Below are 18,264 nucleotides of genomic sequence, written 5' to 3'. Positions count from 1 at the left end.
AAAACTAAGGTATGTTTAAGTATTTGTGTGTTTGTAAAGATAGGGACCATTGCGGATGCTGGCGAATATATTCCAGGATTTCCGGGGTCATTTGCTCTCTTTTATCCCATTCCGTTTGCAGGTACAGCTTACAGGATTCCGGTACCAGTGCGGCATAGGTTTCTGCCCATTGAAAATCATGTTTATTAAAGACTACAATTTTCAGTTCATGAGCCCAGGACATATTCTCCGGCAATGGTGCTTTGAATTTTTTAGGCGATAAAGTAACCCAGTCAAAATCTCCGCTTAAAGGAGATGAGGCAGAGGTTTCGATATGTGTTCTGAAACCAGCGGCTTTAAGACCAGTAGTTAAGGGGGCCAGATCATACATGGAGGGTTCACCACCGGTAATAACGGCGATACGGCCCGGGTATGCACTTGCCGCTGCTACGATTGCTGCTACGCTCATTTTAGGATGCACATCAGCGTCCCAGCTTTCTTTTACGTCGCACCACACACAGCCAACATCACATCCTCCAAGGCGAATAAAATAAGCGGCATGCCCCGCATAGGCTCCCTCACCCTGCAGGGTGTAGAAGTGCTCCATTACTGGGTATTGAACGGCTAAATAATCGGTTGCAACAGACATAATTCATTAAAACTTGTGCGCAAAGATAAAACATATCGTGCTGACCAAGCGATAAAATAATCGTAAAGACTAACCGAGGGAAAGATGCTGCAATACCTGGTGTACTGCGGTATAGGGGCTGAGGGTATGATTAAGTACGCGGGCCTCCAGTTGATGAATATGGTCCTGCACCCCATGCTGTGCCAGCAGGCGGCGAAACAGTCCCTCATTCAGTAACTGACGAAAGGCAAACAGGTTCTGGTTGCTGCGCTTTTGTTCAAAATGGCCATTGGAAACCTGGTGATGATGAAATTTATCGATCATGGCTGCCACTTCCGCAATTCCGGCATTTTCGTACGAGGAGCAGATTTTCACTTCCGGTATCCAACCCGAGGCATTGGGTGGCATAAAGTGTAAGGCTCTGGCATACTCACTGCGGGCGGCTTTGGCCTTATGTATATTGTCTCCATCTGCTTTAGTGATGACCATTCCATCGGCCATTTCCATGATGCCTCTTTTGATGCCCTGCAATTCATCTCCGGCACCGGCCAGCATCAGCAGGAGAAAGAAGTCGGTGATCTGGCTTACTTCGGTCTCGCTCTGGCCTACCCCTACTGTTTCTACAATAATGGTATCAAAGCCTGCGGCTTCACAAAGCAGTGTTGTTTCCCGCGTTTTATAGGTTACCCCTCCGAGACTGCCACTGGCCGATGAAGGGCGTATATATGCATGAGGATGCACCGAGAGTTGCTCCATACGGGTCTTATCCCCGAGTATACTTCCTTTGCTTATATTGCTGCTGGGATCGATGGCCAGTACGGCAAGCTTCCGGCCTTCGGCGATCAGATGCATTCCAAAAGATTCGATGAAGGTACTCTTACCTACACCTGGCACACCGGTGATGCCTATGCGCAGCGATTTTCCGGAATACGGCAGTATCTCATCGATCAGCTGTGCCGCCAGCACCTGGTGCTGTGGGTTAGTTGACTCGACGAGGGTAATAGCACGGCTGAGCAGGGCGATATCGCCTGCCAGTATGCCTTCTTTTAATACGTGTATGTCGGGTAATGCGCGTCTCAAGATGTTGGTATGCAGAACAAATATAGTACTTATTGTTTGGGGCGGAATATGGTTTCTTCCATCGTCATACCCGGTTCCATCCATATTGTCTGGATCCCCGCTGCGCGGGCCCCTTCTATATGCTGGAAGCTGTCGTCCAGGAATAAAGTATGCGCCGGGTCGAAGCCGGTATAATCCAGAACATGCTGGAAGATATCTGCATTCGGTTTACGCATACCAATGCGATGGCTGTAAAATACTTTATCAAAGAATACGCCGAGGTTATCAAAACCACAGACTTCCTTCAATATTTTATTGAAAGCACGCTCATGCGTTTCGTTGGTATTGCTTAATAATACTATATCATAATGCAACTGCAGTTGCTGCAATATCTGTAGCCTGCGCAGCGGAATGTCCAGCAGCATCTCATTCCAGGCATCCAGTATCTGCTGGTGGCTGATGTGTGTGCCTGTCCATTCCTGTAAGGCCTTTACAAATTCGGCCTCATCTATCTTACCGGTTTCAAAATCGGAAAAAAGATCGGTCTGTGCGGCCTGTGAATAGCGATCATCAAAGTCAGTAACGCCTAAGGCTTTAAAAGCTTCGGCAGTACGGTTATAATCGATATTGATGAGCACGCCGCCCAGGTCGAATATAATGTGTTTAATATTTTCCATATTATCCTTTTTCAGCTGCTTTTAAGGCATCGATAAATTCCTGCAGGTGCTCGATCTGTACGTGATCCATCACCACAATCTTATACCAGTTTACGGCATCACCATGACTATCCGGCACCAGCAGGAACTGTTCTGCAATAGCCACTGGCACATGTGCTGCACGAATGGTAATGATATTCATTTTAGGATGACGATAGTAAGTTACATTCATGGCATCCAGCTGCTGGCAACACCAGTCGGTACGGTATAGTAAAGTATTGATCTTTTCCAGCCATCCGTAAGGACCATAGTTATACAGGATCATCCATACTGCAATCGCGTTGGCACCCGAACGGCTGCCGCATAGGGTGATATCCATACCATGCACATAGCTGGCCTCTTTGGTGAAGACATACTTCATCAGGTCTTTACGGGACAGGAATATACCGGTACCGTAAGGCGCCTGTAGCATTTTATGTGCATCCAGGGTAATGGAGGATACATGAGGGTTCTTAAAATTCAGGTTATGATCGGGATCGGAAGTCGGGTATATAAATCCGCCAAAAGCCCCGTCCAGGTGCAGTTTGAATGGAATATTATATTGTTGCAGGTATTGTGCATACACATCGGGATTGTCGATAGAGCCGAACATGGTGGTGCCCATATTGTTCAACACAATCACATACTTGATTCCTGCTGCAATGGCTTTTTGAATGGTGCTGTCCAGCAATTCCGGAACGACAATACGGGTCTGATCATCTACCGGTACACTGTAATAAGCAATGCTGAGCAGGTTAGAGCCTTTCACTACGGAGTAGTGGGTATCAGAGGAGGCCAGAATAGCAATCTCAGAGAGCTGCGCATCATATTCCTGCATGAACAGGTTGCGGTACATCCATATGGCCTGGATATTGGCTTCCGTACCGCCGGTGGCTACATAGCCATCACAGCTGTTTACTTCAGCGCCAAACATATCTACCGCCAGGGTTTCGATCAGCTCACGCTCTATCTCCTGGGTACCGTTAAAGAATGGTTCTGAATCGGTAAGGGTATGGCAACCGATATGATTGGGATTCTGTACTACTGTACGCAATAGCGGCGCATCTTTAAGGAAGCTGGCTTTATCGTAGAACACTTGTCCGTCCAGTTTTGAGGCCGGTACACCGAGCGATACTCTTTTACTATAATCAATATTTTCTGCCAGTGCTTCGGTGATGCGGGCATCCTGTTGCTCATGACTCAGCTTTTTCCAGTACTTCATTATTATTATTTAGGCTGCAAAGATAGATTTTCAAAAAGGAATGATAAAAAAATCGCCACCCTTTATGGATGGCGATCTGAAAATTATTTTTGAGCATCTGCTCCGGCTTTTAATAAAGGATTATTTGAAGCGGATTCTGCAGGTATACTACCGCTCTCTGCATTCATGGCATCCAGTACCTCTTTGGTGATATCTAATGCTTTGTTGGCATACAGTATCTGACCACCGGCTTTGGAATAAGTAAATATGAAATCATACTTTTTTTCCTTGTTGAATTTTTCCAGGAAGGCGTCTAAGCGCTTCTGGAACTCATCCTGGATTTCTGTTTGCTCTTTCATGAGCTGAGCAGTAATGGTCTGGTGGCGCTGCTCTAAAGCCTGCTGCTGCTGACCAAGGCGCTTTTGTGTAGCCTCACCTTCAGCCTGACTCATTGTTCCTGCCTGAATTTTTTTCTGGAAGGCCATTGCTTCTGCCTGCAGGGCTTTCTCTTTCTGCTGCATTTCATTTTCAAAGGCATTCTGCTTTTTTTCGTAAGCGGCTTTCTGCTCTTTCAGGAAAATGTAATTCGCATTCAGGGTATCCCCGTTTACATAAGCCAGTTTCAGACCTGCATTATTTCCTGCAGCTTGTTCTGTATTGGCTTTTGGTGCCGCGTCCGCTTTTTTCTGATCTCTGTTACAGGCTGCGAATAATACGCTGCATGCAATCGCTACTGTACCAAGACTCCATTTTATTTTATTCATGATAGTAGATTTATTATTGTTTCACTATTCATCATCGTCTTCATCTTCCTCTTCGAGGTGGGCATACTTTGCCTTCTTTTCCTTCTCCGGCTTACCGGCAACTACAATTACGATTTCGCCTTTGGCAGGGTGCTGTGTATAAAAAGCAATCAGTTCTTCCAGCGTACCCCTGCGGGTATCTTCAAACATTTTGCTCAGCTCGCGGCTTACTGATGCCTGACGATCTGCGCCCAGATGGGCTTTCAGTTCTTCAAGGCATTTGACCAGCCGATGCGGGGATTCGTAGAGCACCATGGTGCGCTCTTCCGTCTGCAGCTTTTCCAGCATTGTTTTTCTGCCCTTTTTCTGAGGCAGAAACCCTTCAAAAGAGAAACGGTTTGTAGGCAGGCCAGACACGGCGAGCGCAGGCACAAAAGCCGTTGCTCCGGGCAGGCATTCAACCGGTATATTTTCCTGTATACAAGCTCTGACGAGGAAGAAGCCCGGATCGGAGATCGCAGGTGTTCCGGCGTCGGTGACCAGCGCAAAGGTCTTACCGGCTTTGAGCTGCTGCACAAGCCCCTCAGTCACCTTATGCTCATTATGCTGATGATAGCTGTATAGTGGCTTCTGAATCTCATAAAGTTTCATCAGTTTACCACTGGTACGGGTATCCTCACATAAAATCGCATCGGCTCCTTTCAGTACCTCCAGTGCTCTCATGGTTATATCGCCGAGATTGCCTACAGGTGTGGGTACCAGGTACAACTTCATCCGGTTCGAATTAAATTGCAGTCAGTGTATATTCGTAAGATTCCATTACCGCATTTACCAGTAATTTCTTACATGCTTCTTCAGTGTTTGCTTTTGCTTCTGCTTCAGAAGCAGCTTCTACTTGCAGGGTAATGTGTTTACCTACTCTAACATTATCCAGACCACTCAGACCTAATTTGTGCAGGCTCTCAGTAACTGCTTTACCTTGAGGGTCTAATAATTCTTTTAAAGGCATTACCGTAATTTGTGCAGTGAATTTCATAATAAAATAAAAATATGTATAAAAATATTAAGCTAATTGTTTGTTTTCTGGATACTTGTACAGCATAGAGGCAATAATATATACTGCAAATGCCAGGAGCAATGCACTATAACCAACGATGAAGTATCCGATCACGGCGGTCAGTACAATGAGTATATGCGGCCACCAGGCGATAATGCCCTGTGCCGGTGCTTTCCATTTTAAGAACTTAATTTTGCTCACCATAAGGAAACTCAATAGAGCAACCAGTGCATACAGCATCCATTTATTGCTGAACAGGCCGATGATGCTGCCTTCTCCATAAGCCAGGATCAGGGGCAGTAAAGCGACCATAATACCTGCAGCCGGGATAGGCATACCGCTAAAGTATGCAGACTGTGCTTTATTGTTTTGATTGAAGCGGGCCAGTCTCAGGGCACCGAAGCAAGGCAGCAGGAAAGCAGGCAGAGTAGCCAGCGGACTTACGCTCATTGCTTTAGGTTCTGACATCAGGGCCATCCATAATAACTGGTATACAATCATTGCAGGCGCTACTCCGAAAGAGACTACATCTGCCAGTGAATCCAGGTCCTTACCGATCGGAGACTGGGCATTTAAGGCACGTGCGGCCAGTCCGTCCAGTACATCAAACAGTGCGGCCAGCAAGATAAATATGCTACCGTACACCAGTTTGTGTGCCCCCATAACCGGGAAGAATGTTTCCCCTGTTACTGTTTTCAGTTCGGGATATGCACCCAGGATAAAGGTAACGGCGACACAGCCGCAAACCAGGTTACATAAAGTAAGGATATTAGGCAAATGCTTCATCTAAAGAAAGCTTCTTGATTGGGTTAAGCGTTGAGATATTGGTCCAGTTGCTGACTCAGGCTTTCGCTGGCTGCAATTAAAGGCAGGCGCAATACGTTTTCCATAAGACCAGACTTGTGTAAAACATATTTTACACCGGTCGGATTACCTTCTGCAAACAGCAGGTCAATACCCTTCAGTAATTTGTAGTGCAGCTTACGCGCAGTAACGAAGTCTTCTTGTATTCCGGCATTCACCATAGCACAGAAATCTACCGGGAAGCTGTTTGCCGCTACGGAGATCACTCCGTGGAAACCGATAGACAGTTGTGGCACGATCAGGTTATCATCGCCAGATAAAACAGCGAAGTGGTCGGGCGCACCTTGCACCAGTTCCATACATTGCGCCATATTGCCACTGGCTTCTTTGATCGCAACGATGTGTTTGTATTTATTGGCCAGACGCAAAGTAGTAGCAGGCAACATATTGGCAACCGTTCTGCCCGGTACATTGTACAGGATGATCGGTTTGTCAGTTGCTTCTGCCAATGCGCTGAAATGCTGGAACAATCCTTCCTGAGAAGGTTTGTTATAATAAGGAACCACGCTCAGGATACCGTCTACATCCTGCATCGGGTAATGGCTGAGGCTTTCCAGCAGCTCTTGTGTGTTATTGGAACCCAGGCCTAATACAACAGGCTTTCGTTTATTATTATGTTTCAGGATACAATCTAATACTTCCAGCTTCTCTGCCTTGGTCAATGTAGGTGTCTCTGCGGTAGTACCTAAGGCTACCAGGAAATCTACACCGCCATCGATAGTGAAGTCTACCAGTTTGCGTAATGCGTCAAAATCAACAGATTGGTCTTTTTTAAAAGGTGTGACTAATGCTACACCTGTACCTTTAAACATCATTTAATAATAAATTGGGTATGGTTTTTTAAAACGGATATGCTTATAATTCTTCGTAGAAGCCCATATTGGAGAATTTCTCAATTCTTTGTTCAATACGTTTTTCCGGAGCGATTTTAGACAGGGTCTTGATAGTATCCAGGATATATTTCTTCAACGATTCTGCCATTGCTTCCGGTTGATTGTGTGCACCACCTTCCGGTTCTGCAATCACGTCATCTACCAGACCGAAAGAAGACATATCTTTTGAGGTTAATTTCAATTGCTCTGCGGCTTTCACTTTGAAATCCCAGCTGTGCCACAAGATCGTAGAGCAGTTTTCCGGAGAAATTACGGTGTACCAGGTATTTTCCAGCATCACAACTTTGTCGCCGATACCGATACCTAAAGCGCCACCGGATGCACCTTCACCGATAATGATACAGATCACCGGAACTTTCAGGTTGATCATTTCAAACAGGTTACGGGCAATCGCCTCTCCCTGTCCGCGCTCCTCTGCTTCCAGACCAGGAAAGGCTCCCGGAGTATCGATCAGGGTTACGATAGGACGGTTAAATTTCTCTGCAATCTTCATCAGGCGCAGTGCTTTACGGTATCCTTCAGGATTGGCCATACCGAAATTACGCAGCTGGCGTTGTTTCGTATTGGTTCCTTTCTGATGACCGATCAGCATAACATGCTCTCCACCGATCTCTGCAAATCCGCCTACTATAGCTTTATCATCTGCAACATTACGGTCGCCGAACAGTTCTGTAAACTTATCACAGATCTGACTGATATAGTATAAGGTATAAGGACGCTCAGGATGACGACTCAGCTGTACACGTTGCCATGGAGTGAGATTAGCGTAAAGGTTCTTTCTTGTTTTATCAATTGTGGTCTCCAGTTCGGAAATAGATGCAGACATATCTACATTATTTTTCTCCGCCAGGGCCTTAAGCTTTTCTAATTGCTGATTTAAATCTTCAATAGGCTTTTCAAAATCCAAAAACTGCATAGTTTCGACTGATGTTTAATGTGCAAATGTACTACATATCTTGGTATATTGTGCATGATCAGGCATTTACTGTGTCTTATAAAGTGTAAAGCCTGCCCCGGATGGAAGCCTTAATGAAATACAACAATATTACATATTTAAATTGCACATTCCAATGAGGTATGACATGCATTTTCCTGCCTGTAAAGGTTTACCATAAGGTCTAACAATACCTAAACACTGCAAATTTGGCATTCTTGTTATTTGGTTTGATATTTGTAAGGATTAGATAAAAACGTATTTACATATGGATCCTAAAGAATTTAGAAAATATGCGATAAAACATCAGGGCATCAGCAGTAATACTTTTGATAGTTATGCGGCGCACGTAAGTGCTGACCCTACTGCTCTTACTCCGTACATTATAGAGGAGCGCCCTATGAATGTGGCCTCTATGGACGTATTCAGCCGTCTGATGATGGACCGGATCATCTTTATGGGAGAACCGGTTAATGATTATGTAGCTAATATCGTTACGGCTCAGTTGCTTTTCCTGGAGAGCGTGGACCGTTCCCGTGATGTACAGATGTATATCAACAGTCCTGGTGGTAGTGTATATGCCGGTCTGGGTATTTATGACACGATGCAGGTGATTGGACCTGATATTGCGACTATTTGTACCGGTATGGCGGCAAGTATGGCAGCAGTACTGATGTGTGCCGGAACGCAGGGCAAACGTACTGCGCTACGCCACAGTCGTATTATGCTGCACCAGCCAAGCAGTGCTATCGGTGGACAGGCTACAGACATCGAGATCACCGTTAAGGAGATCAAAAGAATAAAACAAAATCTGTACACTATTTTATCCGAACACTCCGGTCAGCCTTACGAAAAAATCGAAGAGGATTGCCAGAGAGATTATTGGTTGCTGGCAGAAGAGGCTAAAGCATATGGAATCGTAGATGAGGTTCTGATGACTAACCCTCGCAAAGTCAAAAAAACTGTTTAAAAACCTTTTAAATTATTGATACATGAACGCTCATAAATTGCATCAGTGGAGCATCCGCATGGAAGACGAGGAAGAAGAGGAAGAAGAAGAAAAACCTCAGGTAGATCAAAACCCTACCGGCATGTGGGCTAAGAAACAGGAAGAACTGTTTTTCAAAAATCGTAATATTTATTTATGGGGTCCTGTAGAGGACAAATCCGCTAAAGATATCGTAAACCGCCTTTTATTACTGGATGCGGATCAACCAGGCAAAGAGATCAATTTCTTTATCAACAGCCCTGGTGGTGTAGTAACCAGCGGAATGGTTATTCATGATGTCATGAAAATGATCCAATCTCCTGTAAGCACGATCTGTATGGGATTGGCTGCCAGTATGGGTTCTATCCTGCTGAGTGCCGGTACCAAAGGCAGAAGATTTATCTTTCCTAGTGGTGAGGTAATGATTCACCAGCCTAGCCTGGGTGGTTATTTCAGAGGGGTAAGTGCCGATCTGGAAATCCATGCGACTCAGATTCAGAAAACAAAAGAACTGGGTGCCAGAATCTTATCTGAAAACTGTGGTCAGCCTTATGAAAAAGTACTTAAGGACCTGGAAAGAGACTACTGGATGGATGCGCAATCTGCGATTGAGTATGGTATCGTAGATGGTATTATTGAGAAACTGTAATCCCGATTTACGGAATACATTATACAAAGAGGGCCGGCTCAATTGAGCCGGCCCTCTTTGTATAATGTATATATTTTCTACTGGAACTGATCTGTATTAGGCATCATCTCTATGATATCGCCCTCTTCAGTGGTATCGTCTTCTTCTGTAGTACGCTGCACTTCATATTCCTGCTCATAGTAACTGGTACCACCGCCGGCACTGCTGCCATAAGAGTCTCCACAGAAATTGAAGCCTTCCGGTTCGGTGAATTTCAGCCCGTTTTTATATTTCGATCTAGGATCGTTATATACTTTCTGGAAGAAATAACCCCATACCGGCAATGCCGCTGCGGCACCCTGACCCAATGCGGTACTGTTGAAGCGCAGGAAGCGGTCATCATTACCTACCCAGGCTCCGGCCAGCAGTTCTGGTGTATACCCGATAAACCAGGCATCGGCTTGTCCGTTGGTTGTACCCGTTTTACCACCGATATCTCCGCTCAGGCCAAAGCGACCTTTCAGGCGATGCGCTGTACCATGATCTACTACCCCTTCCATCATTTTCACCATTTTATATGCTGTATTGGAGTTGATGATCTCTTTCTGCACCGGTGCAAAGTTTTCCAGTACATTCCCGTTACGATCTTCGATCTTCACCAGGAAACGCGGCTGCGTATTGATACCCCCTGTAGGGAACATGGTGTATGCCCATAACATTTCGTATAAAGAAATCTCTGAGGCACCCAGTGCGATAGATGGCAATTCCGGCATCGTGCTGCTGATACCGCATCGCTGTGAAAACTCAATAAACGAACGGATACCCGTCTGGTTCAACAAATACAGAGAGGCATTGTTGACAGATTTTGCCAATGCAGACTGCATAGACATGCTTCCGTTCTTACTGCCACCGGCATTGTATAATTTAGCCTGCCCTGCAAACTTCTGTGCTGCAGTGCTTACATTATCGCAAGGCGAATAACCATTGTCTACGGCCAGGCAATACAGCAATGGCTTAATCGTAGAACCTACCTGGCGTTTTGTAGCCAGGTTTACGTGGTCGTACTTAAAGAATTCATGACTGATACCTCCGACCCAGGCTTTGATCTCTCCGGTCATAGGATCCATTACAAGGAAGCCTGCCTGCATGAATGAACGCATGTATTTGATCGAATCGATCGGGGTCATGGTCGTATCCTTTTCATGGTCTTTATTGGACCAGGTGAACACGGTCATGCGGGTTTTGGTATTAAATGCTTTCTCGATTTCTTTTTCAGAAAATCCGTTATCCTTCATTGTTTTGTAGCGGTCCGAAGATTCCATATGGCGCTTCAGTACCCGTGCAGGCTGTTCCTGTTTCCAGATAGAGCCGCTTCTGATCTGTGCCTGTGATGCAAATAATCGTTGCAGTTGTTTCATCTGCTCATCGACTGCTTCTTCTGCGTATTGCTGTAACAGAGGATCAATGGTTGTATAGATCTTTAATCCGTCTTTGTAGATATTGTAAGGCTCTCCGTTTTCTTTGGTATGGGTTTTACACCATTTCTTCACTTCCTGCTCTACAATCTGGCGGAAATAAGGAGCCAGTCCGTCTGATTGTACCAGCTTGTTATAATCCAGTGTCAGTGGTTTGGCTTTATAAGATTGTGCTTCAGACGCGGTCAGGTAGTTATACTTCTGCATCTGGTCTATCACGATATTGCGGCGCTCCAATGCGATATCCGGGTTTCTGCGTGGATTATACAGGGTATTGCCTTTCAGCATACCTACTAATACAGCAGCTTCTTCTACAGAAAGCTTATCCGGGTTTTTATTAAAAAAGGTGAGGGATGCATTTTTGATTCCATAAGTATTATCACCAAACGGAACTGTATTCAGGTACAGGGTAATGATCTCTTTCTTGGTCAGGTTACGCTCAAGCTTTACGGCCATAACCCACTCTTTCAGCTTTACAAACGGCAGCTGGAAGAAGGAAGGATTTTCTCTTGGGAAGAGGTTCTTGGCTAATTGTTGCGTAATGGTACTACCACCACCTTTCTTTCCTAATAATAAAACCGCTCTCAGTACAGAAACACCATCGATACCGGAATGCTCTTCGAAACGGAAATCTTCCGTCGCAATCAGTGCATTGGTAACATTTTTAGAGATCTCATCGTAGGTAGAGTTAGAACGGTTCAGGATATAGTATTTACCGATAAGGCTTTTATCATCAGCATAGATTTCCGATGCAGTTGCAGCGGAAGGGTTCTCCAGCTCTTCCATAGAAGGCATCTCACCCATATAGCCTTTTTCAATTCCAAAGATGATAGCGGCAAAGAGTACAATACCCACAACGAATATCGTCCACATAAACCTGATTAGTTTCCTTTTCATCTATTTCTTTTCTTAAAATATACAATTACAATATTAGCACAAAGAAAGCACTATTTTTCTAAATATAAGGCGCTTACCTCGGTTGCGCAGCCAGCATTTTCTGTTTCCGGCTGTTCCTGATCAGCAGGGTTACCTGCAGCAATACAGAAAGGGCTATCAATCCCATACCAACATAAAAACCTCCTGACAGCTGCTCGTGTTCTTTAAAAAATATAAAGGCGAGAATGATGCCATATACCGGTTCGAGGTTTACGGAGAAGGTTACGGTAAAGGTAGACAAATGCTTTAGCGCACTCATAGCCAGCGACTGACCCACTACGGTACAGAAATATACCAGGCAGAATATCCATACTATATCCCAGTCCATCGGAAGCACCTTCTCTCCGGGATACTGATACAAATACAAAGGAGCAAGCAATGTCAGAAAGATAAAGCCGGTGAGCATTTCATAAAACACAAGTAAGCGGGGCTCATATTTACTGGTCAGCGGTTTATTGAATACGGTAAAGATCGCACTGATCACCGATGCCAGGATGCCCAGACCCAGGCCCAGTGGAAAGTTCTCCATAGTATGCACAGCTGCAGGGTTGCTTTCCTCTGCCGGGTACATGGCATAAATGAAGTATACGCCCAGTATGGCGATCAGGCTGAGGCCTACCTCCAGTGGATTAATTTTTTTACGGTTTAATAAGGGGTCCAGTACTGCGGTAAACACACTGGCGGTAGAAAGGCATACCAGGGCTATCGAAGCATTGGCCAGTTTGATCGAAGCATAAAAAGCGACCCAGTGTACTGCAAAGAGCAAACCGATACCGATGATTTTACGCATATCCACAGCACTTACTTTCTGCCATAGCTTGCGGTAGCTGAGTATGATACCTATAAACAAGGCGGTAAGCCCCATACGATACCAGACCAGTACCGGTGCAGAAAGGGTTATCAGCCGTCCGAGAATACCGGTAAATCCCCATAAGAGCACCGCGAGGTGCATTTGTATCAATGCTTTTTTCAAATCTGTTGTTCTTTTAAAGGGCTATGCGGCATTAATGGTAATCTCGAATATACTACCGACCGGCTCGTTATCTCTCACCACAATATTACCTTTATGACGGTCTACGATCTGGGCAATGATGTACAGCCCCAGTCCGGTACCTTTGGCAATGCGTGATTCTTCACTGCCGACACGATAAAACTTCTGGAAGATCTTGCTTTTCTCTTCATCTTTTATACCCGCGCCCCTGTCTGCCACCTGCAGTACCCACTGATCGTCGGTGCGATTCAGGCGTACGGTAATGAGGGAGTCGGGTTCGCTATACTTACAGGCATTCTCAATAAGGTTGCTCACCACCAGCTTCCATAATATACGGTCACCGACAATAAAGCTATCCTGTTTGATATCGAGCAGGAAGGAATGTGTATTGCGATCGATGTATTGCTCCAGTTCTTCTTTAACAATGCCGGTCAGATTGATGCGGTCTGATGCTGATTTGAACTGGCTGCTCTCCAGTTGGGAGGCCAGCAGCAGGTTATTACACAGATCGTTCAAACGGTTGGTTTCCTTTACACTGCGACCCAGCAAAGTACGCAACTGCTCTTCGGAAAGTTTTCGCTTATTGATCGTTTCCAAATTCAGTTTAATAGCGGCAATAGGAGATTTCAGCTCATGGGTAATCGAGAGCATAAAGTTGTGCTGCTGCTTGGACAGTAACTGCGTACGTCTTAAAGCAGTATATACGATTCCGGCGCCGATCAGGATAATAGCGAGGAAGGTGATACCCTCTCCCAGGTACTGACGGCTCCTGGAATTAAAACGCTCCAGAATGGCTGTCTCGCCCATTTTGTACGGCACGGGGTTTACCACAGAATCAATAGTACTGCGCAGCTCACGCCGCTCGTGATCATAGATCACCTGGCTCTGTACATTGAGGCTATGCCCCCAGAACAGCAATGCTGCTACGGTGTACAAAAAAATGAACACATATATAAATTTCGCAAACCGGATCATATGATATTATAATTCGATGTTTGTAGTTTTTTTAGTAAAAATCTGAAACTCCTTCATCTGCTCTTCTCCGTCTTTGAAGAAGTACACCCGATACAGACCAGGCAGGAAGTCTGCTTTCTGATCCTGGGGTTTGCCATTAAGTTCCATATCATAAAAGGGTTCATAACTATTACCGTGCAGGTAATGAAACTGTACTTTGCCTCTGAAGCCTGAATTGGCAATCTGCATGGTGCCCGGCTCCGGAATTTCAATAATATGCATTTGCATAAAATTCAGTTCTGGTATATAGGCCATGGTTATCGGCAGGGTATTGATTTCTACATGATAGCGTCCAGGCTCATATTCCAGCAGCTCATCGCAGGACTGCTTTACCACCGGCATTACTTCAAAGCGGTTGCTGACCAGCGCAGTGTATTCTTTTACCGGACGATCTTTATTGCCTTTATACTGGAATTTGATAGAGCCGCTGCTCACGGTTACAATTATTTTGTCCGTTGTATTGGCTTCGATCTTAACTGTAGAAGATTTAAAGTAAGTACCAGGCTTGGTAATCTGGTAGGTACCCGGCTGAATCTTTATCGGTTCCGGTTCTCCAGTCGCTTTATTAACCAGACGGAAACTGGATTGTACCACTTTCTTTGCATTCACATCATAGAAGTCAATCTTCGGTTCTGTTTTATAAAACTTCCCTTTGCCATTGGTGAAGTACACCAGTACTTTTGTTTCTTCAGATTTCTGACTAACAACGGTAACGGGGGCATCTTCTTTCACTGCAGGTGGTGTAGCTTTTTTAGGCTGAGGTGCCGGCTGTTGCTGCACCGGTTGTGGCTTAGGAACGACAACTACGGGCTGAGGCTCTTCCGGGGCAAATTTGATTGCAACCATTTTCGCCATCAAGCGGGTGGGTTTAGCCTCCGGAAATACGATCAGGTTTGGTATGCGTTTGATTTTAGGCAAAGGCTTGATCCCGATCAGGGCTACCTTCGGCAAAGGCTCTTCTTCTCCGGCAAAATTGATCTTTGTCCAGAATGGTTTTACGCGGCTGGCGACTGCTTTGGATTTAACCAGCTTAGTGTTGCTGCGCTTCAGATTCAATCGCTTCATGTCTATCAACGGCATTACGGAATGATTCACTGCAACCGGAACAGGTGCATCATCCGGCAGGTTCAGCTTTGGCCAGGTAGGTTTATAGTCTCTTGCTTTGGCTACAGGTGGTTTTATGGCTTTACTTTGTATGGCCATCTTATTGAACCACTTGCTCGGAATAGGGCTGATCTGGCTCGAGCCCGTAGGCACTTTCAGATAAATGAGCATTTTCTCCAATGCGGCTCTCTTTGCAGCATCAGGATTTACGAGTTCTGTAGGAGCATGATTTCTCCCGGTCGTATCTTCTGGTGTTTCCAGTCGGGTTTTTACAAGGTTACCGTCATTGCGCTCAAACATTAATTTATTATCCTCGACGATTGTTCTTACCGCCGGACCGATCTGGTTGGGATTGGCAACAGTCAGGAATTTTCCGAAACAGTCATATTCTCCTTTAAGCGCTGCATAGTCAACAAGGCTCAGGATATAAGGCTTGAAGGTGATGCGGTCGCTCAGTAGCTTCTGTACGGTTTCACAAACATTACCGCCGCAACTTTCGCCACCATCGGTGACCAGGATAATGCTGTATGCATAACGATCACTGTTTACAAAATCAGATGCTGCAGCCTGCTCCAATGACCAGGCAATAGGCGATACGCCACGCGCAGAAATATAACGCAGTCTCGCCCTGATCTGCTCCAGATTTCGGGCAGAAAATGGCACTTCCAAACGCGTATCGTAACAGTTTTTTTCCAAAGAAGGATACTGGTGACCAAATACCCTTACGGCAAATTCTACAGAAGGATTGACCTTCTGAATGCTGTCTACCACGCGCAGTATAATGCTGCTGGCGGCCGTAAAACGAGGTATATTCGGCTGCCAGTTATCCAGCATACTGCTGGAACCATCTAATAAGAAGAGTACCTTTACCGGTCTGGCATCTTGTGCCGACATATAAGGTATGGAGGAACACAGAAATACGAGTAAGAAAAGTATCGGTTTGCTAAAACGAGTCAAAACCCAATTCACTATCACAAATTTATTTAATATTGGCAAATTACATTATTTATCCAGTACAGACAGAAAATATTGGTATTTGATCTTGTTAAATTGAATATTTTTGCAGTACTATTTATATATAAACGAATATTTACTACGATTTTTAGATACCTCCAATGATTTTTACCTCTAAACTGATAGAAGATGCTGTAGAAGCTTTTTGTAAACTGCCGGGCATCGGGAAAAAGACGGCCCTGCGCATGGTATTACATTTGCTGAAAGAACAACCAGAGGTGACCAGTATGTTTACGGAACGGATACAGCGTATGCGTGATGATATCCGTTTCTGCAAAGAATGCAACAATATTGCCGATACAGATATATGCAGCATCTGCGAGAACCCTTCCCGCAGCAAGGAACTGATCTGTGTAGTAGAGAACTTCCGCGACCTGATCACTATTGAAAATACGGGCCAGTTCAGCGGTGTATATCATATTCTCGGCGGATTATTATCTCCCCTGGAAGGAATAGGTCCCGATCAGCTATACATCAGTCAGCTGGTGGAGCGGGTAAAGCAACATCAGCCGAAAGAAATCATTATGGCTTTAAGCCCTACGATCGAAGGGGATACTACGGTGTACTATATCGGCAAGCAACTAAAGGGAACTAATGTACTCATCTCTGGCATTGCCCGTGGTATAGCCTTTGGCGGTGAACTGGAGTATACAGATGAAATTACGCTGGGCAAGGCGATTGCGAAACGTCTTCCGGTAGATGTATTACAACATTAATACTGCTTTATGGGCTGGAACCTGCTGATATTACTGGCTATTCTTTTTGCATACGGGGTCTTCTCTTACATGAGTCAGAAGAGTGCGGCAAGAAAGGCGGCACGACATGAGCGACTCAAAGAGCGACATGATGCACTGATGGATGCCATCAAAAACAAAAAAGCAGAAGACGAGTCTTCTGCTACATAATTCTTTTAGATACTTCTTCGTGGATCTGTACCAGACCGGGTCTTTTACCCGGTTCGAACGATCCGATAATATGATCCAGCTGTAAAGCTCTGGCACCACCCATCGTGGCCCAGGATAGTAGCTCAGACAGTGCGATCTGCGGGTAATGTTCTTTTATCTTCTGTATTTCCCCATAAATATTCAGGTCATGATTGGAGGCGAGACTATCGGTTCCGAGACAGATATTATGCCCCGAAGCCATCATTGCCGGTATATCCGGTAAGGCACGCTCTATATACCAGTTGGCATTAGGGCACAGACAGAGTGATACATTTCCATTATACTGATCCAGGTAAGCCAGGTCTTCGTTTGTTATACAGGTATTATGCACCAGCAACAGATCATGTGGCTGCTTAATGTATGGGAGATATGTTTGTAAGGATGTTTTTCCTGAAGGCTGAAAGTAAGTATCGTCAATATTCAGTGTTTTATACAGTTCCTTCATTTCCCCGGTTTTCTCTATGAAATACTGGTTCTCCGCAGGTGTCTCTTCATTATGGATCGACAGCAGGCTACCCGGTTCAAAATCATCGATGAGCTCAAATAACTTATCCGAAACGGAGTAGGGTGCATGCGGTACAATGGACTGCCTCAGTACATATCCTTTGGGATGACTTGTCTGTGCAGCATAGCTACGGTGTACCTGCTCCGGGAATGCCATACGTTGTGTTGCGGTCTGCGGGATAAAGCCCATAGTCTCTACAAACGTATGCACGTGCATATTGCCCTGCAGGCGTAAATGCAGCAGGTCCTCCGTATTGGCTATGTCTCCAACTGCAATACAACCGGATGCTTCCAGCGCCGCCATCGCTATTTCAATGGCATGAAGTTTGCTTTGCTCGTCAGCCGCACGGTTAAATACTACCTTGCCCAGGAAGGTAACCAATCCGGTATGTTCGGGAATCATACCTTTGGTGTGGGACAACTCCAGGTGGCAATGTGCATTGACAAAACCCGGGCATAAAATTCCATCGAGCTCTTGTACCTGATCGGGTTCCAGTCCCGAGCGGGATACATATCCGGTAAAAATGTTGTCCTCATCAAATGCCAGTACCAGCTCCGGATCTGCGACCCAGTCTCTCCCATCATGAATGTGCGCTGCACTATAATACTTCAT

At 45.3% G+C, this 18,264-nt stretch carries 19 protein-coding genes; 4 read left to right on the top strand and 15 right to left on the bottom strand.

Annotated elements, in window-relative coordinates; all coding sequences use genetic code 11:
* Positions 1-4: 4 nt before the first annotated feature.
* The 10 genes from EMP01_RS05965 to EMP01_RS05920 all read right to left on the bottom strand — a co-directional run bounded on the left by EMP01_RS05965 (position 5) and on the right by EMP01_RS05920 (position 8,035).
* The gene (locus tag EMP01_RS05965) at positions 5-628 is read right to left on the bottom strand and encodes a 7-carboxy-7-deazaguanine synthase QueE (RefSeq protein WP_237559480.1); all 624 of its coding nucleotides are present in this window, start codon (positions 626-628) and stop codon (positions 5-7) included.
* Positions 629-697: 69 nt separating this feature from the next.
* Positions 698-1,687 carry a methylmalonyl Co-A mutase-associated GTPase MeaB gene (gene meaB / locus EMP01_RS05960; protein ID WP_202615997.1) on the bottom strand — a complete coding sequence of 330 codons (990 nt, stop codon included), beginning with the start codon at positions 1,685-1,687 and terminating at the stop codon, positions 698-700.
* Positions 1,688-1,716: 29 nt separating this feature from the next.
* Positions 1,717-2,343 (bottom strand): HAD family hydrolase, encoded by a 627-nt coding sequence (locus EMP01_RS05955; RefSeq protein ID WP_129020551.1) that lies wholly within the window; start codon positions 2,341-2,343, stop codon positions 1,717-1,719.
* 1 nt (position 2,344) lies between these two features.
* Positions 2,345-3,583: a pyridoxal phosphate-dependent decarboxylase family protein gene (locus EMP01_RS05950; protein WP_129020550.1), complete on the bottom strand. Its 1,239-nt coding sequence runs from the start codon at positions 3,581-3,583 to the stop codon at positions 2,345-2,347.
* An 83-nt stretch (positions 3,584-3,666) separates the two neighbouring features.
* Entirely contained in the window at positions 3,667-4,326 is a 660-nt protein-coding gene (locus EMP01_RS05945) for an OmpH family outer membrane protein (protein WP_129020549.1), read from the bottom strand.
* Positions 4,327-4,350: 24 nt separating this feature from the next.
* Positions 4,351-5,079 carry a 16S rRNA (cytidine(1402)-2'-O)-methyltransferase gene (rsmI, locus tag EMP01_RS05940; RefSeq protein ID WP_129020548.1) on the bottom strand — a complete coding sequence of 243 codons (729 nt, stop codon included), beginning with the start codon at positions 5,077-5,079 and terminating at the stop codon, positions 4,351-4,353.
* A gap of 10 nt (positions 5,080-5,089) precedes the next feature.
* Complete coding sequence (gene purS / locus EMP01_RS05935; protein WP_129020547.1) at positions 5,090-5,341, bottom strand: phosphoribosylformylglycinamidine synthase subunit PurS; 252 nt, start codon at positions 5,339-5,341, stop codon at positions 5,090-5,092.
* 27 nt (positions 5,342-5,368) lie between these two features.
* Positions 5,369-6,148 (bottom strand): CDP-diacylglycerol--serine O-phosphatidyltransferase, encoded by a 780-nt coding sequence (gene pssA, locus EMP01_RS05930; protein WP_129020546.1) that lies wholly within the window; start codon positions 6,146-6,148, stop codon positions 5,369-5,371.
* Positions 6,149-6,171: 23 nt separating this feature from the next.
* Entirely contained in the window at positions 6,172-7,041 is an 870-nt protein-coding gene (gene dapA, locus EMP01_RS05925; RefSeq protein ID WP_202615996.1) for a 4-hydroxy-tetrahydrodipicolinate synthase, read from the bottom strand.
* Between the two features lie 40 nt (positions 7,042-7,081).
* Positions 7,082-8,035: an acetyl-CoA carboxylase carboxyltransferase subunit alpha gene (locus tag EMP01_RS05920; protein WP_129020545.1), complete on the bottom strand. Its 954-nt coding sequence runs from the start codon at positions 8,033-8,035 to the stop codon at positions 7,082-7,084.
* A gap of 286 nt (positions 8,036-8,321) precedes the next feature.
* On the opposite strand from EMP01_RS05920, the gene EMP01_RS05915 reads away from it, so the two are divergent.
* Both EMP01_RS05915 and EMP01_RS05910 read left to right on the top strand, forming a co-directional pair.
* Positions 8,322-9,023, top strand: coding sequence for an ATP-dependent Clp protease proteolytic subunit (locus EMP01_RS05915; protein ID WP_129020544.1), 702 nt, complete (start codon positions 8,322-8,324; stop codon positions 9,021-9,023).
* A 22-nt stretch (positions 9,024-9,045) separates the two neighbouring features.
* The gene (locus EMP01_RS05910) at positions 9,046-9,690 is read left to right on the top strand and encodes a ClpP family protease (protein WP_129020543.1); all 645 of its coding nucleotides are present in this window, start codon (positions 9,046-9,048) and stop codon (positions 9,688-9,690) included.
* Between the two features lie 77 nt (positions 9,691-9,767).
* Here EMP01_RS05910 and EMP01_RS05905 read toward each other — a convergent pair whose 3' ends face one another.
* From EMP01_RS05905 to EMP01_RS05890, 4 genes are all read right to left on the bottom strand, one after another.
* Positions 9,768-12,041: a transglycosylase domain-containing protein gene (locus EMP01_RS05905; protein WP_129020542.1), complete on the bottom strand. Its 2,274-nt coding sequence runs from the start codon at positions 12,039-12,041 to the stop codon at positions 9,768-9,770.
* 73 nt (positions 12,042-12,114) lie between these two features.
* Positions 12,115-13,053: a DMT family transporter gene (locus EMP01_RS05900; RefSeq protein WP_129020541.1), complete on the bottom strand. Its 939-nt coding sequence runs from the start codon at positions 13,051-13,053 to the stop codon at positions 12,115-12,117.
* A gap of 21 nt (positions 13,054-13,074) precedes the next feature.
* Positions 13,075-14,019: a sensor histidine kinase gene (locus EMP01_RS05895; protein WP_161971233.1), complete on the bottom strand. Its 945-nt coding sequence runs from the start codon at positions 14,017-14,019 to the stop codon at positions 13,075-13,077.
* A gap of 33 nt (positions 14,020-14,052) precedes the next feature.
* Entirely contained in the window at positions 14,053-16,083 is a 2,031-nt protein-coding gene (locus EMP01_RS05890; protein WP_129020539.1) for a vWA domain-containing protein, read from the bottom strand.
* A 221-nt stretch (positions 16,084-16,304) separates the two neighbouring features.
* On the opposite strand from EMP01_RS05890, the gene recR reads away from it, so the two are divergent.
* Both recR and EMP01_RS05880 read left to right on the top strand, forming a co-directional pair.
* Entirely contained in the window at positions 16,305-16,919 is a 615-nt protein-coding gene (recR, locus tag EMP01_RS05885) for a recombination mediator RecR (protein ID WP_129020538.1), read from the top strand.
* A gap of 9 nt (positions 16,920-16,928) precedes the next feature.
* A complete protein-coding gene (locus EMP01_RS05880; RefSeq protein WP_129020537.1) occupies positions 16,929-17,108 on the top strand; it encodes a hypothetical protein in 180 nt (59 codons plus the stop codon).
* On the opposite strand, the gene EMP01_RS05875 is transcribed toward EMP01_RS05880, so the two are convergent.
* A complete protein-coding gene (locus EMP01_RS05875) occupies positions 17,101-18,264 on the bottom strand; it encodes an amidohydrolase family protein (RefSeq protein WP_129020536.1) in 1,164 nt (387 codons plus the stop codon). The two genes, EMP01_RS05880 and EMP01_RS05875, sit on opposite strands and share 8 nt — an antisense overlap.

The organism is Edaphocola flava (assembly GCF_004118155.1).
Lineage (GTDB): Bacteria > Bacteroidota > Bacteroidia > Chitinophagales > Chitinophagaceae > Edaphocola > Edaphocola flava.
This window is presented reverse-complemented; position numbering and strand designations above follow the sequence as displayed.